General features: G+C 55.5%; 22 protein-coding genes, 1 tRNA gene and 2 pseudogenes. 10 read left to right on the top strand and 15 right to left on the bottom strand.

What is annotated here, in order from left to right; translation table 11 throughout:
* Nucleotides 1-92: 92 nt before the first annotated feature.
* From ACYZTZ_RS07890 to ACYZTZ_RS07875, 4 genes and pseudogenes are all read right to left on the bottom strand, one after another.
* Nucleotides 93-434 (bottom strand): hypothetical protein, encoded by a 342-nt coding sequence (locus tag ACYZTZ_RS07890; protein ID WP_461997731.1) that lies wholly within the window; start codon nucleotides 432-434, stop codon nucleotides 93-95.
* A gap of 248 nt (nucleotides 435-682) precedes the next feature.
* On the bottom strand, nucleotides 683-898 hold the full coding sequence (locus ACYZTZ_RS07885; protein WP_033053546.1) for a hypothetical protein: 216 nt from the start codon (nucleotides 896-898) through the stop codon (nucleotides 683-685).
* 294 nt (nucleotides 899-1,192) lie between these two features.
* A pseudogene (locus tag ACYZTZ_RS07880) lies at nucleotides 1,193-1,342 on the bottom strand (LysR family transcriptional regulator); the annotation flags it as partial.
* A gap of 36 nt (nucleotides 1,343-1,378) precedes the next feature.
* Nucleotides 1,379-1,453: transfer RNA gene (locus ACYZTZ_RS07875), tRNA-Gln, on the bottom strand.
* Nucleotides 1,454-1,729: 276 nt separating this feature from the next.
* Between ACYZTZ_RS07875 and ACYZTZ_RS07870 the strand changes: the two are divergent.
* A pseudogene (locus ACYZTZ_RS07870) lies at nucleotides 1,730-1,894 on the top strand (tyrosine-type recombinase/integrase); the annotation flags it as partial.
* Nucleotides 1,895-2,120: 226 nt separating this feature from the next.
* Here ACYZTZ_RS07870 and ACYZTZ_RS07865 read toward each other — a convergent pair.
* The 5 genes from ACYZTZ_RS07865 to ACYZTZ_RS07845 form a co-directional block, all read right to left on the bottom strand.
* On the bottom strand, nucleotides 2,121-2,339 hold the full coding sequence (locus tag ACYZTZ_RS07865) for a nuclear transport factor 2 family protein (protein ID WP_461997730.1): 219 nt from the start codon (nucleotides 2,337-2,339) through the stop codon (nucleotides 2,121-2,123).
* An 89-nt stretch (nucleotides 2,340-2,428) separates the two neighbouring features.
* On the bottom strand, nucleotides 2,429-3,049 hold the full coding sequence (locus tag ACYZTZ_RS07860; RefSeq protein ID WP_056744519.1) for an NADPH-dependent F420 reductase: 621 nt from the start codon (nucleotides 3,047-3,049) through the stop codon (nucleotides 2,429-2,431).
* A gap of 113 nt (nucleotides 3,050-3,162) precedes the next feature.
* Complete coding sequence (locus ACYZTZ_RS07855; RefSeq protein ID WP_461997729.1) at nucleotides 3,163-4,104, bottom strand: SDR family oxidoreductase; 942 nt, start codon at nucleotides 4,102-4,104, stop codon at nucleotides 3,163-3,165.
* Between the two features lie 84 nt (nucleotides 4,105-4,188).
* A complete protein-coding gene (locus ACYZTZ_RS07850) occupies nucleotides 4,189-5,154 on the bottom strand; it encodes an SDR family oxidoreductase (RefSeq protein ID WP_461997728.1) in 966 nt (321 codons plus the stop codon).
* Between the two features lies 1 nt (nucleotide 5,155).
* On the bottom strand, nucleotides 5,156-5,842 hold the full coding sequence (locus ACYZTZ_RS07845; RefSeq protein ID WP_461997727.1) for an NADPH-dependent F420 reductase: 687 nt from the start codon (nucleotides 5,840-5,842) through the stop codon (nucleotides 5,156-5,158).
* Between the two features lie 160 nt (nucleotides 5,843-6,002).
* Here ACYZTZ_RS07845 and ACYZTZ_RS07840 point away from each other — a divergent pair, with 160 nt between their 5' ends.
* Nucleotides 6,003-6,455: a winged helix-turn-helix transcriptional regulator gene (locus ACYZTZ_RS07840; protein ID WP_461997726.1), complete on the top strand. Its 453-nt coding sequence runs from the start codon at nucleotides 6,003-6,005 to the stop codon at nucleotides 6,453-6,455.
* A gap of 95 nt (nucleotides 6,456-6,550) precedes the next feature.
* Here the strand turns inward: ACYZTZ_RS07840 and ACYZTZ_RS07835 are convergent, their stop codons facing one another.
* Together ACYZTZ_RS07835 and ACYZTZ_RS07830 are read right to left on the bottom strand one after the other, a co-directional pair.
* Nucleotides 6,551-7,150 (bottom strand): NADPH-dependent F420 reductase, encoded by a 600-nt coding sequence (locus tag ACYZTZ_RS07835; protein ID WP_461997725.1) that lies wholly within the window; start codon nucleotides 7,148-7,150, stop codon nucleotides 6,551-6,553.
* A gap of 73 nt (nucleotides 7,151-7,223) precedes the next feature.
* Nucleotides 7,224-7,958, bottom strand: coding sequence for an SDR family NAD(P)-dependent oxidoreductase (locus ACYZTZ_RS07830; RefSeq protein ID WP_461997724.1), 735 nt, complete (start codon nucleotides 7,956-7,958; stop codon nucleotides 7,224-7,226).
* Between the two features lie 112 nt (nucleotides 7,959-8,070).
* Here ACYZTZ_RS07830 and ACYZTZ_RS07825 point away from each other — a divergent pair, with 112 nt between their 5' ends.
* Nucleotides 8,071-8,433 carry a winged helix-turn-helix transcriptional regulator gene (locus ACYZTZ_RS07825; protein ID WP_461997723.1) on the top strand — a complete coding sequence of 121 codons (363 nt, stop codon included), beginning with the start codon at nucleotides 8,071-8,073 and terminating at the stop codon, nucleotides 8,431-8,433.
* 741 nt (nucleotides 8,434-9,174) lie between these two features.
* A complete protein-coding gene (locus ACYZTZ_RS07820) occupies nucleotides 9,175-9,903 on the top strand; it encodes a Crp/Fnr family transcriptional regulator (protein WP_461997722.1) in 729 nt (242 codons plus the stop codon).
* A 291-nt stretch (nucleotides 9,904-10,194) separates the two neighbouring features.
* On the opposite strand, the gene ACYZTZ_RS07815 is transcribed toward ACYZTZ_RS07820, so the two are convergent.
* On the bottom strand, nucleotides 10,195-10,827 hold the full coding sequence (locus ACYZTZ_RS07815) for a trimeric intracellular cation channel family protein (RefSeq protein ID WP_461997721.1): 633 nt from the start codon (nucleotides 10,825-10,827) through the stop codon (nucleotides 10,195-10,197).
* Between the two features lie 668 nt (nucleotides 10,828-11,495).
* Here ACYZTZ_RS07815 and ACYZTZ_RS07810 point away from each other — a divergent pair.
* Complete coding sequence (locus ACYZTZ_RS07810) at nucleotides 11,496-11,681, top strand: ribbon-helix-helix protein, CopG family (protein WP_045060687.1); 186 nt, start codon at nucleotides 11,496-11,498, stop codon at nucleotides 11,679-11,681.
* Nucleotides 11,682-11,750: 69 nt separating this feature from the next.
* Here ACYZTZ_RS07810 and ACYZTZ_RS07805 read toward each other — a convergent pair whose 3' ends face one another.
* Nucleotides 11,751-13,406, bottom strand: a complete 1,656-nt coding sequence (locus ACYZTZ_RS07805) for a SulP family inorganic anion transporter (protein ID WP_056744499.1) — start codon at nucleotides 13,404-13,406, stop codon at nucleotides 11,751-11,753.
* A gap of 140 nt (nucleotides 13,407-13,546) precedes the next feature.
* Here ACYZTZ_RS07805 and ACYZTZ_RS07800 point away from each other — a divergent pair, with 140 nt between their 5' ends.
* Nucleotides 13,547-13,777 carry a hypothetical protein gene (locus ACYZTZ_RS07800; RefSeq protein ID WP_046047630.1) on the top strand — a complete coding sequence of 77 codons (231 nt, stop codon included), beginning with the start codon at nucleotides 13,547-13,549 and terminating at the stop codon, nucleotides 13,775-13,777.
* Between the two features lie 210 nt (nucleotides 13,778-13,987).
* Here the strand turns inward: ACYZTZ_RS07800 and ACYZTZ_RS07795 are convergent, their stop codons facing one another.
* Nucleotides 13,988-14,302 (bottom strand): hypothetical protein, encoded by a 315-nt coding sequence (locus ACYZTZ_RS07795; protein WP_056744497.1) that lies wholly within the window; start codon nucleotides 14,300-14,302, stop codon nucleotides 13,988-13,990.
* A 200-nt stretch (nucleotides 14,303-14,502) separates the two neighbouring features.
* On the opposite strand from ACYZTZ_RS07795, the gene ACYZTZ_RS07790 reads away from it, so the two are divergent.
* The 3 genes from ACYZTZ_RS07790 (at nucleotide 14,503) to ACYZTZ_RS07780 (ending at nucleotide 18,124) form a co-directional block, all read left to right on the top strand.
* Nucleotides 14,503-15,747, top strand: coding sequence for a malic enzyme-like NAD(P)-binding protein (locus ACYZTZ_RS07790; RefSeq protein ID WP_134101589.1), 1,245 nt, complete (start codon nucleotides 14,503-14,505; stop codon nucleotides 15,745-15,747).
* A gap of 258 nt (nucleotides 15,748-16,005) precedes the next feature.
* Nucleotides 16,006-16,767: a YoaK family protein gene (locus tag ACYZTZ_RS07785; RefSeq protein WP_046047632.1), complete on the top strand. Its 762-nt coding sequence runs from the start codon at nucleotides 16,006-16,008 to the stop codon at nucleotides 16,765-16,767.
* A 343-nt stretch (nucleotides 16,768-17,110) separates the two neighbouring features.
* Nucleotides 17,111-18,124 carry an isocitrate dehydrogenase gene (locus ACYZTZ_RS07780; RefSeq protein ID WP_046047633.1) on the top strand — a complete coding sequence of 338 codons (1,014 nt, stop codon included), beginning with the start codon at nucleotides 17,111-17,113 and terminating at the stop codon, nucleotides 18,122-18,124.
* Between the two features lie 540 nt (nucleotides 18,125-18,664).
* On the opposite strand, the gene ACYZTZ_RS07775 is transcribed toward ACYZTZ_RS07780, so the two are convergent.
* On the bottom strand, nucleotides 18,665-18,895 hold the full coding sequence (locus tag ACYZTZ_RS07775) for a hypothetical protein (RefSeq protein ID WP_045060682.1): 231 nt from the start codon (nucleotides 18,893-18,895) through the stop codon (nucleotides 18,665-18,667).
* 521 nt (nucleotides 18,896-19,416) lie between these two features.
* On the opposite strand from ACYZTZ_RS07775, the gene ACYZTZ_RS07770 reads away from it, so the two are divergent.
* Nucleotides 19,417-19,683 (top strand): hypothetical protein, encoded by a 267-nt coding sequence (locus tag ACYZTZ_RS07770; RefSeq protein ID WP_461997720.1) that lies wholly within the window; start codon nucleotides 19,417-19,419, stop codon nucleotides 19,681-19,683.
* Nucleotides 19,684-20,390 lie beyond the last annotated feature (707 nt).

Here is a 20,390-nt window from a genome sequence, read left to right as displayed (position 1 = left end):
ATTCCTGTGATCATCCACTGCGCGCGGCAAAAGACACGCGCGCAGCTAGTCCATCCCGCTAATGCGGAAAGAGGCTCAATGTGGGACAGGAATCAAACGCGAGGCGGTCGCCATACCCCGGACGGGGTCTGTACGGGTAGGGAGTCGCTGAAGAAGGAAATCACAACGGGGTTGAATACGGTTACAGGAGGCTTGAAGATCGAGACTTGCAGCATGCCGCCTGTCTTGCATTCCTGGCCCGGCTTACAAGGTTTGCCGTGCTCGGAAGGACTTTTCATATCGTTGCAGCAGTCCATCCCCATGTCGTCCATCATCGCCATGCCCATCGTCTTCATTGGGCAAGGTTCTGTCGGTGCCTGAACACCCGCCATCCCGCTGAGGGGAAGCGCCAGGCTAATCATGAAGATGATGCAAAACCGCAGATAGCGTTTCATGGGCTGGAGTGTAGTCTTTGAAAACAGCGATTAACATTCGAACAATGTCTTTAGCTATCTAGTGAAAGACGCTGAAGAAACGTGATCTCACCATCGCTTGATTAAGCCAGTGTTACGGATAAAAACCGGAACTCATACAAGCACCGAGCGCCGATTTTTCCGGGGCTACAACGCCAAACAAGTGCCGGTATTGCTGCCTCATACACATTCTGGCTGCTTTAGGCCTTTCAATGCGTCCATGGCGGTCTTCAATGAAGAGTCACAACCCTGCGGCTTTCGCCAATCCTGATCCGGTCCAGTGCCCTGTTTAGAGAGTCCAAGGCGTCAAGGAGGGCTTTCGCCTCGATCTCTCGACCATCTCCCCAAAGGCGTTCAGCCATTCTGTTCAAGGCTTGGATGGCGTGCTCAATTTCATTAGCAGTAGCCGTCGCTGCTACTTTACTTTCCGGCTTTTTCTTCGGCATTCAGTAACCCTTCTGCAGGGCATAGCTCTGTCTTTCAATTGTTAGTGCGAATACATCGCCCACCGGAACAAGTGTCGCTCTGAGGCTCGGTGAAGCTGTTGCCGTCGTCCGAGCCCAGGATTAGGCGCGCCCTTCTCGCCCATGCATCTTGCTAACGACTCGAAATTTATCATCATTGAATCGCCGTTCGACTGCATTGTCCTCAACTCTGTCGCCGGGACTGCGAACGACTGGCGCTTCACCCGAAATGGCAAAGTCGATAGGGTCCCGCTTGCAAACGCTCGCGAGACGAATGATGGCGCGGTCGCTCGAGAGTGGGCGATTCACGGTCAGGCTCTGCGACACAGAACCTCTGCGCCATACCAGCCAGGTGAGAAAATAACGGAAGGGTTCCGACAACGGCCAGACGTTGACTGTGGTGCATCCGGGCATGCTTTCGAGCATGTCGGCGGAGTTATACCTGAATGAGTATAAGGAAAATGGCAGGGGCGGCTGGATTCGAACCAACGCATGGCAGGATCAAAACCTGCTGCCTTACCGCTTGGCGACGCCCCTGTATCTGTTGCTACGAGTGCCCAGCACTCTCTTCCTGATTTTGCAGCTTGCGAGCAACATCGAGATGCTGCGTCCTTACGCTATAAGCCCTGTAAGGGCCTCTGCAAGATGCGCGGGAATTTATCAACTTTCGCTTCATCTGGGAAGATCAAAAACAAAAAATTCTCCCCAAAACAGTCACTTACTGTTGATCCAGGTTAGATCAAATCCTCTCCGGGGCTTTTGGGTTTTCCAGCAGTACCAAGAACGTGGCCGGTGACAGTTCCGGCCCCATGCGTGACCGAGGAAGATCGCAAAGCATTGCTTGAACACAAGAACGGCAGCATCACGAGCCATTATTCTACCGCAGAGCTTGGGCAACTGATCGAAGCGGCAAACAAAGCGTCGACCACGGATTCCCGCGGACAGGCACTGACCATTCTCAGGAGGAAAACGGGATGATCCCCCGCATAAGTCCTTACGCGTAAAAAAGCCGAACTGGCTAGCGTTCGGCTAAGTTACTGAAAAATATGGTCGGGACGGAGTGATTCGAACACTCGACCCCTCGCACCCCATCTCCTTTTGCATACTTCTTGAAAGCTTCGAAAATTTCACTCTGGATTTTTCCAAACGAGTATTTACTTGAGCTCCAGCGGTGTTCTGCTCTACGAGAGTCCAGTAACGTCCATCAAGAGCCGACGTTTTTGTGGGGGGAAAAGTAGGGGGAACTCATCTTATGGCCAAAATGACCATCAAAGAACTCGAGTCGCTGACCGCATGACCTGCGCCGCACGGGGGCGATCCACTCGATATCTGCGGCAGACAACGCCAGCAGACCCGGCTTATCGCCGCGGCCCATGGCTGCAAAAAAATTCTTCACAGTCTGGACATTCTCTTGTGTGCTCATCGAAATCTATCCATTTCCTTTGCCCAGGATCGTGTCCGATCTCATCGGGCACGTTGTGGGCCTGCTGGTGAGGACGTGGTGTCGGTGATTCAGCCGATATCGACATTCATGGCGATGTCCCAGGTGCCGGCGCCGTTTTTAGCCAGGCCGATCATCATTAGACCGAGCCACTCGAGCGTCTGGGCCATCTGCAGGCCGCCGACATCCAACGGACGCAGCCCGAGACTCTCGAGGAAGGCCGAGACGCGCACCTTGGCGTCCGCATCGTCCGCTGCGATGAACGCATCGAGGCGTTTATCCTGGGCAAGTACGTGGCCGAAGAGGGTATTAAACGCCTTGACGACATGCGCGCTGGCCGGGGCGACCTTGGCGATCTCCTGCGCGCCGGAGCTGCCGTGGGGGGTAACGAGGCCCGAGAGATCGGGAGCGACCGGGTTGGTGATATCGATGATCACTTTACCGTCGAGCGCTTTCCCAAAGTCGGCCAGTACAGCCACCGCATTGGTGTACGGTACGGCGAGAATGACGATCTCGCCCGCCGGAGTGGCACCGTAAGTTCCCGTGATCGCTCCGGATGCGAGCTTGTCGGCAAGCGCCTGGGCCTTGGCGGGATCGCGGCTGACCACCTCGACGGTGTGTCCGGCCTTGGCGATACGGCCGCCGACAGCTGCGGCCATGCCTCCCGAACCGATAATGCTGATAGTGCTCATGTGCAGTCTCCGTTCTGAAATCAGGTATTTTCCAGCTTTTCTGGACGGGTTACGCCGTCGCGGCTTGGCCACCCGCCGGGCGCAGTGCGACCCGGCGGTGTGCCGTCACCTCATCAGTCGGCCGGGAAGTAATGACCGCTATCAAGATCGGCAAAGAGTCCGGGCTGGGTCGGTTCCCAGCCAAGAACCCGGCGCGTGATGGCGTTCGATGTCGGGGTGTCCAGTGTGACCAGATTCGCAAGGAACCCGAAGTAGCCAGGCAGCATCAGCACGTCCGCGGGAATAGACACGGCCGGCAGATTCAACCGGCTGGCAATGGCTTCGGCGATCTGGCGGTACGGGACAGCCACGTCGGCGATTGCATGCCAGCTTCTGCCCGCTGCGCCTTTTTCCAGCGCCAGGCGAAACACGGTGGCGAGGTCACGGGCATGCACGGCCCCCCAGCGGTTGGCACCGTCTCCGGGGTAGCCGACGACACCCTTTTCCTTGGCCAGCCCGATCAACAGCGGAAGGAAGCCGGCGTTATCGGTGGAGCTGTGCATGATCTCAGGTATCCGCACGATAGAAGACCGTATGCCCTTTTCGGCGAGACCGATCACCGTGGTTTCCACGATGTTCCGAACCCGCAGGGTATTCTTGTACGGATCGCCGCCAGGAAGGGGCGGATCCTCCTCGGTGGCCGGCCGGCCCAAGCCCTCCCACCCGGGCGAGCCGACGCTTCCAGACACAACCAACGGCTTTGCGCTTCCGGCCAGTGCTTCGCCATAGGCGAGCATGATCTCAAGCTCCGCAGCCGCAACGGCGTTGATCCCGCCGGTTGGAATCAGGTCCTGCCGGTGCGCGAGGTGAATGACGCCGTCCGACGCTGCGGCCGCTTCCTTTAGCCCGTCGAGATCCTCGAGATTGCCGCGACGTACCTTGGCGCCGAGCGCAGCAGCCTGCGCCGCGGCCGTGTCGGACCGAGCCAGGGCAGTGACCTCATGGCCGGCGGCGATAAGATCAGAGATGATGTACGGACCGGAATGGCCGGTGCCGCCGGTAACAAAAACGTGCATATGCGTGCTCCTCGTGGGTGATGGGGTGCGGAAAAAGGTGCCAGGGGACTGTGCCGGACGCATTTGCGATCCAGCGCCCCGCCGTCAGCCCAAGTCAGTCGGTGGAAAGTAATGGCCGTTGTCCAGGTCCTCGATCAGACCGGGCTGAACGGGGTTCCAGCCAAGCGCCTGGCGGGTGATGGCGTTCGACGCGGGGAGGTCCAGCGTGGCCACTGCCGCCAGGAAACCAAAGTAGCCCGGCAGCATCAGTTCGTCCGCGGGGATACTCACGGCGGGTATTGCGAGGCGAGTGGCTATAGCTTCGGCGATCTCGCGGAACGGGATTCCCTCGTCGCCGATCCCGTGCCAGGTTTTGCCTGCGGCCCCCTTCTCGAGCGCCAGGCGGAACAGAGAGGCAAGATCGCGGACGTGCACGGCGGGCCACCGGTTCTTGCCGTCTCCCGGATAGCCGGCGAAACCCTTTGTTTTCGCGAGCATGATCAGCTGCAGGCGACCGGTCGAACTGTGTAAGAGAGTGGGAATCCGCACGACCGACGATCTAACACCTCGCTCGGCGAGGCCCACGACAGCGGTTTCCACGATATTGCGTGCCAACAGAGTGCCGGAATTGATCGGGCCGCCAGGTAGAGCGGGATCATCCTCGGTCGCCGGGCGGCCCAGACTGACCGGTGCGCCGATAGGCGCCGCCCTGCCCACGTTCATGGGCGTGCCGATACTGCCTGCAACGACCAGTGGCTTATCCGTGCCCGCCAGCGCCTCGCCGAACGCGAGGACGGTCGCGAGTTCCGATTCGACTAAGGCGGCGATCCCGCCGGACGGAAGCAGTTCGGCCCTGTATCCGAGGTGGATGACGCCGTCGGACTCGACCGCCGCCTTGAGCCCTTCGAGGTCGGCAAGATCTCCACGACGCACCTTGGCGCCGAGCGCGGACGCCGCTGACGCGGACGCGTCTGACCTTGCCAGAGCGACGACCTCGTGCCCGGCTGCGATGAGGTCGGGGATGACGTACGAACCGACGTGGCCGGTGCCGCCAGTGACGAAAACGAGCATGTTATTGGCCCTTCTGAGCAGAGTGATACGAGACGTGCTGGTGCGCGTGCGCTAAGCCGGGAAGGCTGACGCCGATCGCGAAATGGGTGCTTTTGACCGAGTGGGTCATGAGGCCCAGCGACAACAGGCAGACGTGCTCCAGCGTTCGAGCCATAAGCAGCGGCCCAGTGTCCATCGGGCGCAGTCCAAGGCTTTTGATGAACGCCGAGACGCGTACCTTCGCTTGCGCGCCGTCCCCGGCGATGAACACGTCCAGCGGGTGACCCTCGACAGGACCGGCGGCCAGGACGTGGGAAAAGTGGGTGTTGAACGCCTTGACGACTTCCGCGTCGGTAGGGGCGACGTTGGCGATCTCCTGTGCACCGAAACTGTCCTGAGGGGTCACAAAGCTTGTGAAGTCGGGGGCGACGGGGTTGGTGATGTCGACAAGAAGCTTGCCAGCCAGTGCTTCCCCGTATTGCTTCACCACGTCGAGAACGGCGGCGTACGGAACCGCCAGGATGACAATATCCCCAGCCGGCGCGGCGCCGAACGTTCCTGTCGTGGCGCCGGCTCCGATCTGCTCGGCCAGCGCCCGCGCCTTGGCGGCGTCACGACTCATCACCTCGACGGGGTGTCCGGCTTTGGCGGCAAGGCCGCCGATCGCTGCGGCCATGTCACCTGAGCCGATAATGCTGATAGTGCTCATGCGCGGTTTCCTTGCAGGTATGGGGTAGATCATTCCAAGGCTGCTGGTGCGATCCGGCGAACTCATCCAACGTGAGATCCATGCTGGGCGCTTCACTTGCAAAAAGCAAGCGATCTACTGAGTTTTACTTGCGACATGCAAGCGATGCTAAGATCCAGCCATGAAAAAAACTCTTAAAGAAGACTTTCGATCCCATTGCGCGGTGAACTACGGCGTGGAGATTTTCGGCGACCGGTGGTCGCTCTTGATCATTCGCGACATCGTTTTTGTTGGAAAGAAGACGTATGGCGATTTCCTGAAATCGGAAGAGGGAATCGCGACCAATGTGCTTGCTTCGCGACTTGCCTTTCTTGAGAAGCAAGGCGTTCTCTCGAAGGCGCCAAGCCCCGACGACAGGCGCAAGGACTTTTACACGTTGACAGAGAAGGGTCTGGACCTCATTCCCATTGTGATCAACATTGTGCTCTGGAGCGCGAAGCATGATTCGAAGTCGTACGTGCGGCGCCGTGAGGAGTTTGTGGCTCGATTAAGTCAAAACCCGATGCAGGTGAGCGAGGAAGTAAAGGCGCTGGTCCGCAATGGCGGGTGCATCTTTCCTGAGAGCGGGGGATGAACAAGGCGGCAAACGCCGCCTGCCTATCAGCGAGGACCTGAAGCCGCCCTTTTCCACGAGGCAGCCTCGCATCAAAATTTGCGATCACTGATCCATCAGTCGAACTTGACCAAGTCCTTAAAGATCAGCTGACCCCAGCGATTTCCGCGCGCCTGCACAAGCAGTCCACCTTCCGAAAGCCCGCCCAGTTTGATCGGCGAGAAACCGAGATTTTCCGCCAGCGCACCAATCTCGGCTGCGGCCCCGTCATCGTCGCTCGCCAGGAACACGACTCTCCTGCCACCCTGTACGGCCGGGTCCTGGTCTAGAACGGCAGCAACCAAATGGTTGAAGCCCTTGACCAGTCTTGCACCCGTGAAGGCCTGCGCGACGACCCTGGAGGAAGGCTGTCCTCCCAGTTCCTCAGGGGGCACGCCGTAGGCATTGGTCACATCGATGAGGGTCTTGCCCTTCCAGGTTGGCAGCGCCTTCGCGACTTCCCGGTGCGACTCAAAACGGACAGCCAAAAAGATGATGTCCGCCGTGAGCGCTTCCACCAGTTTTTGGGGGATGATCGAGGGTCCGATCGCGGCCGCATCGGCGGCAAAACTTTCCGGGTCGCGCGTGGTTGCAACGGATACTTCGATGCCTTTGCGGGCAAACGCCTTGGCAAGCGCCTGGCCGAGTTTGCCGAAGCCGATAATTGCGTAGCTCATAAAAATCTCCTTTGGTTTGCCACGCCTTGCGGGCTCCGAAGATGGAATGGAGCGACCGCTCAGGCGTAGCGAATCAGATTTGCGCCAGACCGCCGTCGACGGCGACCTCACTGGCGGTCATGAAGCTGCTGTCCTGCGACGCGAGAAACGCGGCTGCCGCTCCGATCTCCGCCGGATCGGCCATGCGCTGGAGCGGATTCATCGAGGCGAAGACCTTCATGCCTTCCTCGCCTAGCGCTGCCTTCGCGAGTTCGGTCGCCGTCGGCCCGGGCGACAACACGTTGACCCGGATACCGGTGCCCTTCAGGTCCTGCGCCCAAGTCCGCGCGAGGTTGCGCACTGCCGCCTTGCTTGCGCTGTAGACGCTGAATGCCGGGGCGCCCGTGGTGCCGGCGCTCGATCCGGTCAGGATGATCGAACCGCCCTGCCCCATCAGCGGCAGCGCCTTCTGGACCGTGAAGATCAAGCCCTTCACGTTGGTCTCGAAGGTTTCGTCAATGTGCTCGGCGGTGATCTTGCCGAGCGCAAGCGGGCTTCCCGCCCCGGCATTGGCGAAGACGATGTCGAGGGTTCCGCGCTCGACCTTCACCGCCGCGTAGAGTCGGTCGAGGTCGGCCTGATCGGAGACCGAGCCCTTCACCGCACGGGCATTGGGCCCGAGCTCGGCCATGGCGGCGTCGAGCGCTTCCTGGCGGCGGCCGAAGATGAAGACGAAGGCGCCTTCCTCGATGAAGCGCTTCGCTGCGGCGAGGCCGATACCGGTAGCACCGCCGGTGATCACGGCGGTCTTTCCATTCAGTCTGGTCATGACGTGCATCCTTCGTTGGCGTTGTACCCAAGCAGGAAATTGCTTGCTTGAGACGAGGATGCAGCGCTGATAACCTAAGGACAAGTATGCACCTTTTGGTAAGTATCAAAAAATGACGACGAAATCTGAAATCTGCGACACCGGCTGCGGGCTCAACGCCACGCTGCGCATCATCTCGGGCAAGTGGAAACCGCTGGTCTTGTTTTTCCTGCGCGACGGTCCGAAACGCTATGGCGAGCTCAAGCGTTTGATCCCTGGCGTCAGCGACAAGGTGCTGATCCAGCAGTTAAAGGATCTGGAAGCCGATCAAGTGCTTGCACGGACCGACTACAAGGAAGTGCCCCCGCGCGTGGACTACACGCTGACCCCCCTCGGCCGTAGTCTGGCTGATGCGATCATCCCGCTGTGCACCTGGGGAACCGAGAACGCGGCGCAAATGGCAAGCATCTTCGCCAAGCGCGACGCTTTGGCCTAGCGGGATGCAGACGAACCGCTGTGCGGGACGATTTTGCGCAGGCGCGCGCCGTATTTTCGCCGAGCGAACACTCGACCCCTAGCACCCCATCTCCTTTTTCATACTTCTTGAAAGCTTCCAAAATTTTACTCTGGATTTTTCCAAGTGAGTATTTACTTGAGCTCCAGCGGAGTTCTGCACTACGAGAGTCCAGTAACGTCCATCAAGAGCCGACGTTTTTGTGGGGGGAAAAGTAGGGGGAGTCCATTTTATGGTCAAAATTGCCCGACTCGTACTCCTGCGGCTGTCGAGTGCTCAAAATCGTCCTTCCTCACCATAGACGCCCCATTTTGTCCTTGACCCCACTGAGACTATGTTCGGCATCGCACAGACAAATCACGCACATTTAGTGATAATCAAGCGTGCATATCTCCGTCGAACCCTGACAGCGTGGTTAAAATTTCGCCCTCCCTGCCAGGCGCACTGAGTCACCTCATCGTTGCCTTGGTCGAGGGCATGTCTTGCGTGAGGAAACAGGGTGGTCATTGGTCCTGCGTGCTTTTCGGTTCGGATCTCTGCCAAACGCTCACGATCAACGGTGTTGCGGATCAGATCGCAAATTTGAGCACACGCAAAGTCAAAAACAGGCTGCCTGGCACATTTGACTGATAACGAAGCGGTGCAAGACCGCTCTGCAAAGTAGCTCATCACCGCAGCCACTCTCTATGCGGCTAGAAATTTCTTCCTTGAACAGGAACGTAAATGTCCGACTCCCCCAATCCAAAACAGAATCATTTGCTTGCCGCATTGCCGGCGCAAGTTCAGAGCCGTCTCCTGCGCCATCTTGAACTCGTCACATTGCCGCTAGGTAATGTGTTGTACGAGTCAGGTGACACCTTGCGCCACGTGTACTTCCCAACTGATGCCATCGTCTCATTGCATTGCGTGATGGGGAGCGGGGCCACGGCAGAGATATCGGTAGTGGGTAACGAAGGCATGATCGGCGTCGCCGTGTTTATGGGCGGTGAAAGCACACCGAGTAGTGCGATTGTTCAAAGTGCTGGGCATGCATACCGGCTACCCCGGCGTCGGCTGAAGGATGAGTTCAATCGGCATGGCGACATGCTCCTGCTGATGTTGCGTTACACCCAGGCACTTATTACCCAAATGGCGCAGACCGCCGTTTGCAACCGCCATCACTCGATCGATCAGCAGTTGTGTCGTTGGCTTCTGTTATACCTCGACCGTTTACCGGGCAACGACTTGTCCGTGACCCAGGAAATTATTGCCAACATGCTTGGTGTGCGCCGCGAAAGTGTGAACGAGGCCGCCGGCAAACTACAAAGACAGGAGGTAATCGAGTACAGCCGCGGTCACGTCAAAGTCATAGACCGAGCGCAACTCGAGCAACTGAGCTGCGAGTGCTATGCCGTCGTGAAAAATGAAACTGAGCGGTTGCTGCCATACCTGCCAGCACACCAACACCCGTAATTTGGCGAATCAAGATCAGCTGCTGGGGTTCGTCAGCAAGGCCACCTACCGCACGTGGCGCTTGTATATGACGGCGTGCGCACTCGAATTCGAAGGCGGTGATCTGGGGCCTACCAGATAATGTCGAGTAAACGTGCCGGCAGCTTTTCAGCCCTTCCCTTGACGCGTAATCATCTAATGGCGAAGGAAAAAAAAGGCTGCAGGTGCAGCCTCAAGGATGGGGGGGCAGAGATGACTAAGCATCACTCATGTTTTCTTATAGAGCGTAGCTTTGTCGGCCAGGCAACAAGATCAATCGACTACATGGAACCTGGGTAGCAACCATTTCCAACGAATGGCGGCAATACGGCTGACAAAAACGAACGCAATGGCGATTGCAGACGCCACTTCAAGAGAAATCTGCAAATCCAACAGCGTGATGTAGGCGACGGCACCCAAAATACTGATGGATGCATAAACCTCACGCTTAAACACCAACGGTATTTCGTTACACAACACATCACGCATCACACCCCCAGCGACTGCGGTAGCTACACCCATGATCACTGCGATGCTGGGAGGGAGGTTTTGCTGAAGAGCCATATCTGTTCCTCTGACCGTAAATACAGCCAATCCAAATGCATCGGCTACCAACAACACCCTCTCGTTGAAGGTTTTCAAGGTCCTCGCCCAAATCATGGTTCCTAGCGAAGCACTAACCCCTACCAAAAAGCCATTCTCATTGGAAACCCACTCGATCGGATAATGTGCCATCAGTACGTCACGCAAGGCACCGCCGCCTAAAGCGGTGACTAAACTGATGGTGATTACACCGAACCAGTCCAACGATTTTCGCCCTGCCATCAGGGTGCCTGTCACTGCGAAGGCTGCAACGCCTGACAACTCACAGTAATAAATCACCCAACCAGCGTGGTAAGCCTTCATCTACGGAACCAGCCTGTACTGCAAATGGGAGAAGTTCTTGAAATGAAGCGCCCTCAAAGACACACATCAAGGTCTAATTACATTATCATAATATGATAATAAAAGTACAATTTAGGCGTGCAATGAATACAGTGCAAAAAACACAGCCGCGTATCGTCACCAGGGTTATCCACTTGGAAAAACCACTGTCGAATCAAGGGTGCGGGTCGAAACGGTAGGTGACCTGGCAATGGCGTACAGCCCAGGGGTCGCGCAGCCCTGCTTGGCGATAGCCAAAAATCCGGACGACGTTTACCGCTTTACAGGTAATCAGCCACAACGAGCGTGCGGCGACCGAGTGTGTGAGGCTGCTGCTGAACGTGGGTGCGCACTCATCTCGTATGGACCCACGCAGTACTCGCCTGCAGCGGTGCTGGGGAGGGATTACATTATTCCCAAGCCGTTGGATGGGCGCCTGCATTCGGGGGTAGCTGGAGCAGTGGCTAGAGCGGCAATTGATTCGGGCGAGGCCATCTATCCCTTCTTTTACCCGTTTCTGGTAGACGTACCGTCGCCATTTTCTGATCACGGTCAATCCAGTTAACTGTAACGAACCTAATCGGTGACAAATAAATCCCCGACCATTACAATTTGATTAACATCGACCGTTTTAAGGTACTGGCAATTCCATGGAAAATAAGACTGCACGACTAACTGTGCTCATTGATCCCGTCAAGAAAAAAGCACTTGAAGAACTGTGCGCATCTCAGGATCTGACGCCCTCTCAGGTCGTTCGTCAGCTTATTCGGGACTATCTGGAGACGCATGGCGTGTCCTACGCCACCAAAAGCAAAACTGCGGCCAATGGTAAGTGATTCATCTGCGCATGAGCGGGCACGACGAATGCCTGCTCATCGCTCCTTCTACTCTCTTGCACCTCATCTCTAGCCCTGGGGCTTGTCGATCTCGGCGTAGCTGCCCAGTGCACCACTGAAGTCAGCATGATAATGCTGTGAGCCGAGTGCCTGAAGAACCCCTGCCTTATCGAGCTTGCCAAGGACTTTTTCGTTGGCTTCACACAACTTCACGACGATGCTGCGTTTACGCAACTGCTCAATAACTTCGAGCAGCGTTTGTAAGCCCGTGATATCCATGAACGGCACCCGTTTCAGACGAATAATCAACGTCCCGGGATCGGTGTGCGTCTGAGCCAAAACGCGCTCAAAGGTTTCTGCTGCGCCAAAGAAGAGAGGCCCCTCAATGGTGTAAACCAAAACACCGGGTGGAAGATGTACATGCCCATTCAAGCGCAACTCTGCCTCCAGCTCTTTTTCGACCATTAACTGCACCTCTACAGATGCAGCCATCCGACGCATAAACTGCAGCATGGCGAGAATGACCCCGATATTCACTGCAATCGCCAGATCGCTGAAAACGGTCAGGCTGAAAGTGATTAAAAGGATCGCAACATCCGCTTTTGGGGCTCGTTTGACCATGCGTGTGAAGTGCTTCAGTTCGCTCATGTTGTAAGCGACCACGAATAAGATCGCAGCCAACGCGCACAGCGGGATATCCGAAGCCAGAGGTGCCAGGAAGAAGATCAATAAAATCAACGTGACGGCGTGCGCAAAACCCGCAATGGGGCTGTTGCCACCGTTGCGGATGTTGGTCGCTGTTCGAGCGATCGCGCCTGTCGCAGCAAAACCACCAAACAGAGGAGTGACCAGGTTAGCAATGCCTTGTCCGATTAACTCCTGATTGGAGTCATGTTTGGTGCCGGCCATCCCGTCGGCGACAACAGCAGACAACAGCGACTCGATCGCCCCCAGCATCGCGATCGCGAACGCAGGACCAATCAATTCAATGATCTGCGGCAGCGTTATTTCAGGAGGGCCAATTTTGGGCAGTCCTTGAGGAATCCCCCCGAATGCACTCCCGATCGTTGCCACGCCATCGAACTTAAAACAGGAATGCAACGCCGTCACAACGACCATGGCAATCAGAGGACCAGGAACACGCCTTACGCCTGGTACTTTAGGCGCGAGTATCACCAACAGCAGGCTCAAAAGGGCTAATAGGGTCGTGGGCACATGGAGTCCGGGCAGAGCCTGGATGAGGTGCCAAAGCCGCTCATGAAAATGGTCGCCACTGATGTTCGGCAAGCCCAAAAAGTCTTTCCACTGCCCGACCCAAATGATCACACCGATGCCGGCGGTGAACCCAACGATCACGGGATCGGGAATGAACTTGATAAGTGCGCCAAGCTTGGTGATGCCAAGCAGTAACAATATTGCACCCGCCATCATTGTCGCGATCTGCAAGCCATCAACGCCGTACTTGGCTGTCACGCTGGCCAAAATGACGATGAACGCCCCAGTAGGGCCGGCAATCTGTAGTCGACTCCCGCCGAAAAGCGAAACCAATAAGCCACCAACAATTGCCGTGTAGATTCCTTGCTCCGGCTTGACGCCCGAGGCGATGGCAAACGCCATGGCCAAGGGTAACGCCACGACACCGACGATGACCCCCGAGACGATATTTCGAAGCCAGTGCTTGCGCCCTAACAAGCCCGCTTTCCAAGCTTCTCGTATGGCAATCATGACTAGCCTCGCGCTGGTGGCATGTGCATACTATTCACACGTAGTGATAATAGTAAAGCAATTGGCCTAGCCTCGTACGACACCAGCGACCCTGTAGATACAGTGTCGAGAGCGCAGAAACATATGCCCGGAGACCCCGAATGAAACGCGAAGACGTCAAAACCAAACACGGTGAAGGCATGCACTTCGACACGCACGTGATAGCCAACCCGGCCAATACGCACGAGTGGATCATTCTTTTCAAAAAGGAAGCCGGGAGAAGCTATTTCCTGGTCAATGACAATGAGGAAATTGAGTCATTTGGACACCTCGATGAACTGATCCGCGAGCTTCGAGAGCTGGGTATCAAGTCCGCCGAAGTTCATTTCTGATTGTTCCACTTAGAGAGTTTGACCCTGTCAGTAAAAGTCGAGTATCTGTCCGGTCAGAGCGAAGCGCTTTGGTCTGTTTGTTTCGGTAGCCGCTGCCAATTTCGGACTGAGCAGGGAGCAAAGGACTATGCCGCCACACTCAAAGAAAGAATCGACGCACCCCATGCCTTCCCGCGAACCCACCACGCCTCTCACAGTCAAGACCACTGATCAACGCAGACCCAGGTCATTTCCTTCCATTGGACAGGCTCGACGTTTGGCTAACAGGAACAGAACACCAAACACCTTGAAGATGGACCGCATCGAAAGACAGCTCAGCACAACACCTGAACTGTTGCCTGTTAGTTGATGGCCGGCTAAACCTCTCTCAGCGCCTTTGTCATGGCCTGCTCCCCTTTCGCCCCCTGCTATTTTGATCACCGCGTTCATTTGAGCCACGTCCATCACCTCAGCGTCTTGACGCTGGGGACATTCGAGCGCGCAAAAAAATGGCCACACGAGGTGGCCTAATACGGGTTCAAGCATAGGAGGATCTCTATTGACCAACAGATACAGGCCCGCCCTGAAGTCTTAGGGCCAATAGAGTGGGTCCGCTGGCTGATAAACCCCTTCATCAGCAGCGCGCAACTGGCAATTTGATCCTGGTCTGTGGGTCTTGACCTCGTTGCCTATAATTATAATAGTGTTAGCATGTGATTGTAATCAACATCTAATTAGGTGATCGCATGACTACCGACTTCAAGAAGGCTGCACTGGATTACCACGAATTCCCAACCCCAGGAAAAATCAGCATCGCGCTGACCAAGCCTGCCGACACAGCCGCCCAACTCGCACTGGCCTACAGCCCAGGCGTAGCGGAGCCTGTACGCGAAATTGCGAAGAATCCAGAGAATGCTTACCGCTTCACCGGTAAAGGCAATCTGGTGGCCGTGATCACCAACGGCACGGCCATTCTGGGCCTCGGCAATCTAGGCCCCTTGGCCAGCAAGCCGGTCATGGAAGGCAAAGCATTGCTGTTCAAGCGTTTCGCCGGAATCGATTCGATCGATATCGAAGTCAATGCCGAGAGCTCCCAGGCCTTTATTGAGACCGTCGTGCGCATTGCCGACACCTTTGGTGGCATCAACCTGGAAGACATCAAAGCGCCTGAGTGTTTTGAAATCGAAGAAGCACTGATCGAACAGTGCAGCATCCCAGTCTTCCATGACGACCAACACGGTACGGCCATCGTCACTGCCGCCGGCATGCTCAATGCACTTGAGATTCAGGGCAAAACCCTGGGTAATGCGAGAATTGTCTGCCTCGGCGCCGGTGCAGCTGCCACTGCTTGCATGCGCCTGCTGCTTAGTCTCGGCGCTCAAAAAAGCAACCTATACATGGTCGATCGTGTCGGTGTTATCCACTCCGCTCGGGAAGGCCTCAATCAATACAAAGCACAGTTCGTTAACGACGGTGGCCCTCGTACGCTGATGGAAGCCATGACCGGTGCTGACGTGTTTGTCGGCCTGTCTGGAGCCAATCTCCTCCCGGCAGAAGCATTGGCAGCGATGGCACCTAACCCGATCGTGTTTGCCTGCTCGAACCCGGACCCTGAAATCAGCTACGAGCTGGCCATGGCCACACGTGATGACCTGATCATGGCGACCGGTCGCTCTGATTACCCTAACCAGGTCAATAACGTTCTGGGCTTTCCGTTCATTTTCCGCGGGACGCTGGATGTTCGCGCAACCCGGATCAACGAAGCGATGAAAATTGCGGCGGTGGAAGCACTGCGCCAATTGGCCAAAGAGCCGACGCCTGTGGAAGTGCTGCAAGCGTTCAACGTCGATAAGCTTGAGTTTGGGCGCGATTACATCCTCCCCAAAGCGCTCGATGCTCGCCTGCTCGGTGCAATAGCCGGCGCGGTGGCCAAGGCCGCTATCGACACCGGCGTTGCGAAGCTGCATTACCCGGCGCACTACCCGCTCTAAGCTGACGTCAATCATGCTGATGTGTCGCAGCTGCACAACCTATTGCACGGTTGGCAGCTGCCGCACTTGGGACTATCCAGTCGTTGCACCGTCTGCTGCTCCAGCAGGCGATCCTGTTCACCGACCAGTAGAAACAACAGCCAACGGCTTCAACACTCAACGAGCAGCCCCGTCTAAATTGCGAGGACCTGGTGATATCAGACATACATAATCGGTTGGCTTTTTTGCGCCTCATACCCTTGAGACAAGGGTGAATAAATGCCGATCAAATATGTCAGGAGTCTCACCGGGCGAAGGCGTACCACCGCCGCAAACCGACATCTTGGCTTTGCCTTGGCCTTCGTCGCGGGAGCAATCAACGCTGGCGGTTTCCTGGCAGTGCATCAGTACACCTCACACATGACGGGCATCGTCTCTTCGATGGCAGACAACAGTGTGCTGGGAGCCTACGACCTGGTACTTAGTGGCGCCGGCGCATTGTTGTCTTTTCTGGTTGGGGCTGCGTGCTCTGCGGTCATGGTCAATTACTCCCGACGCAGACGGATGCACAGTGAGTTTGCAGTGCCACTTTTGGTCGAGGCCTTTCTGCTTATCTGCTTTGGCTTTCTGGGCGCCCAACTATCCACCGTGGATGGTTTGTTCGTGTCAGTCACCGTGATGCTCCTGTGCTTCATCATGGGGCTACAAAACGCGGTGATCACCAAAATTTCAAAAGCCGAAATCCGAACGACACACATCACCGGCATCATCACGGACATCGGAATTGAGTTGGGAAAACTCTTTTACTGGAATGCCGCCAGCACATCAACACACCCAAAAGTTCTCGCCAATCGGACCCGGCTCAAAATACTGATACTGCTGGCGCTGAATTTTTTCTTCGGCGGCGTGATGGGGGCATTTGGGTTCAAGCACATTGGTTACATCTCAACGGTACCGCTCGCGATGGTTCTGGTGACGCTGGCAATCGTGCCTGCCTTTGATGACGCCAGGCTTTTGGTCCGCCGCGTCATGCGAAAGTGAGCCAATGACTTTTGCTGAGCGCGCCTACCGCAAACATTAACATTGTATGTTAATGTTATGCGCATATTCGGTGGAGCAGTGACAGTACGCTTGATCCGGTAGCTCGCCCCGTAGCAGCAGCATCCTCGAGTAGTTCTGTGCGGCGCGAGATCTGACACCCGTCTCAGGACGCCCGTCATTTGATCCGCGATGACCTGCGCAGTCACGGCGCGGAGGATGAAACACAGCACACTGGCGCGGTGAAAGCCGTCCAACAGTCAATGCCTATCAGCAGACTCGTGACACCAGTCTCAATGACCCAATCAATACAGCAGGCTGACAAAGCTCTGTTAAGGAAGAGACCATGAGCAGAACAATCGCAATCATCAAGGGCGACGGCATCGGCCCCGAGATCATGCAAGCGACGCTACGCGTACTCGACGCCCTTGACTGCAATCTTCGCTACGACTTCGTTGAGGCCGGCCTGGAGGCGTTGCAGCAACATGGACAGCTGATGCCACCCGCCTCTATCGATACGATCGCCAAACATGGCATCGCACTTAAAGGCCCTTTGACGACACCGATTGGCCGTGGGTTCTCATCGATCAACGTTCACCTTCGCCGCCATTTCGACCTCTACGCCAATGTCCGACCAGCGATCAGTTTCCCGGGGACCCGTTCGCGCTTCGAAGATATCGACATCATCACAGTGCGCGAAAATACCGAGGGGGCTTACTTACCCGAAGGACAGAGTATTTCAGAAGACGGCGAAGTCGCTTTGGCGAGTATTCGCGTAACACGCACAGCCTCCGAACGCATCGTGCGATACGCGTTCGAGCTGGCTCGTAGCAAAGGCCGCAAGAAAGTTACCGCGGTGCACAAGGCCAACATCATAAAGTCTTGCTCCGGTTTGTTTCTTGAGGTTGCGCGTGAGGTCGCTGCGGATTATCCGGAAATCGAATTCCACGAAATGATCGTCGATAACGCCTGTATGCAGCTGGTAATGAATCCCCATCAATTCGATGTCATTGTCACCACCAACTTGTTTGGTGACATCCTTTCAGACTTGTGCGCAGGCCTGGTGGGTGGATTGGGCTTGGCGCCCGGGTCTAACATCGGCGCCGATGCGGCCATCTTCGAAGCGGTCCACGGCTCGGCACCGGACATCGCTGGCAAGAACATCGCGAACCCTTGTGCATTGTTGTTGGCTGCCGCGGACATGCTTGATTATCTGGGCATGGTGGACAAGGGGACACGCATTCGTACCGCTATCCGCGTTGTTTTGAAAACCGCCTGCGATCAGGTGACACCGGATATGGGGGGAACCGGAACGACTGAGTCCTTCGCTGACGCCTTGGTGGCCTACTTGCGTGACTAGATAAACGTAATCGCCAGCTCAGTCAGAGCTGGCGTTTTTATATCCTGCGCCACGCCTACCGCCCCTCTTTGATTGAAGAGAAATCAAAATGCCCAAGAGGGGTAGATCTTTACCCATCAGCACCGACCCCAGGCAAAAACGCCCAGGAATCACTGGCGCCCCTTCGCAACAGGAAGACAGGCCAACCGATTAAAAAATCTCCTGGTGTTCCTCTGATTAGGACTTATAACTCGTCGAGTCTTGCATCACCCTCAAGCAGGGAATCTTGTTATTTTTTGTTATGTTTCAATCTTTATAATAAAACAAGGGCAACACATTTAATTACTTACTGCAGTTTCTGTCGCCGGTTGCCGGCACTGCATACGGGTATATATGTGGAGCTTCTATACGCTCTTTCAGCTTTGCCGCATAGTCCTTTGCACCCTGCTCATTGCGGAACTGAATTCGCCGGGCACCTACACACACGGACCATAGATCTTCACTCTGACTAGACAGATGTTCGACCCTGACAGACATGACGACACTCCAAGAAAAAAGAATTCAAAAATGAATTTCAGCCACCTTGATACCGATTTCACGCAGCTCATGAATCAAATCATCAAGGTGTCGGAAGGGTTCAATTTCTTCATTGTCATTGACCAGGAAAAAGCTTCTTCCTGCTTCCTTTTTAAAGAAGGCGATCCACTCCTGGGTGTTGGCCGGATTGGCAATTAAATGGGTGTCAAACTGAATGCCTTCAGCGTGTTTGATTTTTACGTCCTCACGTTTCATGCAGCTCTCCAAGCGCTCACATCTTTCTGTTCTCATGCGTGATTTTGCCTCCCGGCAGTTGAGCAAAAAACGTCGCTCCTGCCTGAGGCAAGGTCGAGCAGATTGCCTTTCTATTATCACTGAATGATAATATTATGCACATATGAACCCTCGGAGGCTAGTCATGAACAGAACCACTGAACTCTATGAGGTACGCCGGCCTGAGCGCTCCCACCCAATGTTTTGTCTTTGAAAGCCCACAACCTTGCGGGTAAGCGTCAAGTGATAAAGCTCTGACGGCCAGATCGAGAACAAAACCGAACCCAAAAAGCTCTCACGATCAGCAATGAGCTATCAGCTCCACACCCTGGAGGTAATTGCCTGTACGGGTTCAAAGTGACTACTTCACCGTAATGATTGCACCTTGAAGTGCACATAGGACGTCATGTTCAAAGACATGAGACGAGTCCCTCACCGCAACGGATCGCCTTTGCTTTTGATTTACCGCGTACGGTTTCTGAATTTTAAGGACGAAAGTCATCATGCGAAAAACAGAAATTAATATGTGTGTCCCGCTCAATGTGCCGACACTAGAGCCCGGGCAGCGATTGTTGGTTTGCCTTGAGCAATGCGTCGTCGTCCAGCAGCGAGAAACAAAAATCTATCAGGTTGTTTTTGACTGCAAAGCACCTAAAACAACACGAATTCTTTGGACAGAGGACGAGTGGATTTTCATCGGCAGGCACAAGCAAAATGCTGAAAAAGATCCTTTGCTGGCTAAATTTGTATCAACACTAAAAACTGAATAGAGGGTTTCCTACATAATGCTAAAAATAACTATTAGCGTAGGGTATTAACTGCTTCAAGACGCTTAACGCCGATTACTTGCAGGGGAGTACTTTAAATATTCTCTCCAATCAAGCCCACGGCCATTGATCACCAACAATGGAACTCCCATGGAGCGCTCATAATCTGCGCGAAGCGGGAAGAAGCTGCCCTCCGGCCGGCCGTCGAGGAGCGGCATCGGGTCAGTTTCTGTGCATAAAGAAAAGCTGCCCATATCTCACACGCCAGCTTTGGCGCCTGGCAGCTTCCCCCATGGATAACCGGAAACCTGCAGGGCTGATACGAGCATCATCATGTGGTTTGGGAATGACGATCGGTTTCGCTCTAATGGAGCTGACTGTCGATCCATTGCTCAGCCGCCGCCATCGCCTCGGCCAGCGCACTGGGGCCGAGAAAGCCATCAGATGCGGGGGTGTAAAGCTGTATGGATATCGTGAAGTTTCTACCTAGATCCAGTCGTTTTGTGGGGGTAAAAACGTCCAAAAATAAAAAAGGGTCGCGAGATAAAATCTCGCAACCCTTTGAATTATATGGTCGGGACGGAGTGATTCGAACACTCGACCCCTAGCACCCCATCTCCTTTTGCATACTTCTTGAAAGCTTTGAAAATTTCACTCTGGATTTTTCCAAGCGAGTATTTACTTGAGCTCCAGCGGTGTTCTGCTCTACG

The sequence above is a fragment of the Pseudomonas sp. LB3P58 genome (assembly GCF_054897895.1).
The sequence above is the reverse complement of the archived record's forward strand: the minus strand, read 5'-3'. Positions and strand labels throughout refer to the sequence as shown.

Bases quoted from the DNA above. Each gene is read 5' to 3' on its own strand.
- ACYZTZ_RS07890 (WP_461997731.1), bottom strand. From the start codon at position 434: ATGAAACGCTATCTGCGGTTTTGCATCATCTTCATGATTAGCCTGGCG.
- ACYZTZ_RS07810 (WP_045060687.1), top strand. From the start codon at position 11,496: ATGGAAAATAAGACTGCACGACTAACTGTGCTCATTGATCCCGTCAAG.
- ACYZTZ_RS07775 (WP_045060682.1), bottom strand. From the start codon at position 18,895: ATGAAACGTGAGGACGTAAAAATCAAACACGCTGAAGGCATTCAGTTT.
- ACYZTZ_RS07815 (WP_461997721.1), bottom strand. From the start codon at position 10,827: ATGAAGGCTTACCACGCTGGTTGGGTGATTTATTACTGTGAGTTGTCA.
- ACYZTZ_RS07850 (WP_461997728.1), bottom strand. From the start codon at position 5,154: ATGCTCGTTTTCGTCACTGGCGGCACCGGCCACGTCGGTTCGTACGTC.
- ACYZTZ_RS07855 (WP_461997729.1), bottom strand. From the start codon at position 4,104: ATGCACGTTTTTGTTACCGGCGGCACCGGCCATTCCGGTCCGTACATC.
- ACYZTZ_RS07780 (WP_046047633.1), top strand. From the start codon at position 17,111: ATGAGCAGAACAATCGCAATCATCAAGGGCGACGGCATCGGCCCCGAG.
- ACYZTZ_RS07805 (WP_056744499.1), bottom strand. From the start codon at position 13,406: ATGATTGCCATACGAGAAGCTTGGAAAGCGGGCTTGTTAGGGCGCAAG.
- ACYZTZ_RS07840 (WP_461997726.1), top strand. From the start codon at position 6,003: ATGAAAAAAACTCTTAAAGAAGACTTTCGATCCCATTGCGCGGTGAAC.
- ACYZTZ_RS07785 (WP_046047632.1), top strand. From the start codon at position 16,006: ATGCCGATCAAATATGTCAGGAGTCTCACCGGGCGAAGGCGTACCACC.
- ACYZTZ_RS07795 (WP_056744497.1), bottom strand. From the start codon at position 14,302: ATGCTTGAACCCGTATTAGGCCACCTCGTGTGGCCATTTTTTTGCGCG.
- ACYZTZ_RS07820 (WP_461997722.1), top strand. From the start codon at position 9,175: ATGTCCGACTCCCCCAATCCAAAACAGAATCATTTGCTTGCCGCATTG.
- ACYZTZ_RS07845 (WP_461997727.1), bottom strand. From the start codon at position 5,842: ATGAGCACTATCAGCATTATCGGCTCAGGTGACATGGCCGCAGCGATC.
- ACYZTZ_RS07790 (WP_134101589.1), top strand. From the start codon at position 14,503: ATGACTACCGACTTCAAGAAGGCTGCACTGGATTACCACGAATTCCCA.
- ACYZTZ_RS07860 (WP_056744519.1), bottom strand. From the start codon at position 3,049: ATGAGCACTATCAGCATTATCGGTTCGGGAGGCATGGCCGCAGCTGTC.
- ACYZTZ_RS07885 (WP_033053546.1), bottom strand. From the start codon at position 898: ATGCCGAAGAAAAAGCCGGAAAGTAAAGTAGCAGCGACGGCTACTGCT.
- ACYZTZ_RS07770 (WP_461997720.1), top strand. From the start codon at position 19,417: ATGCGAAAAACAGAAATTAATATGTGTGTCCCGCTCAATGTGCCGACA.
- ACYZTZ_RS07865 (WP_461997730.1), bottom strand. From the start codon at position 2,339: ATGAGCACACAAGAGAATGTCCAGACTGTGAAGAATTTTTTTGCAGCC.
- ACYZTZ_RS07800 (WP_046047630.1), top strand. From the start codon at position 13,547: ATGAAACGCGAAGACGTCAAAACCAAACACGGTGAAGGCATGCACTTC.
- ACYZTZ_RS07835 (WP_461997725.1), bottom strand. From the start codon at position 7,150: ATGAGCTACGCAATTATCGGCTTCGGCAAACTCGGCCAGGCGCTTGCC.
- ACYZTZ_RS07825 (WP_461997723.1), top strand. From the start codon at position 8,071: ATGACGACGAAATCTGAAATCTGCGACACCGGCTGCGGGCTCAACGCC.
- ACYZTZ_RS07830 (WP_461997724.1), bottom strand. From the start codon at position 7,958: ATGACCAGACTGAATGGAAAGACCGCCGTGATCACCGGCGGTGCTACC.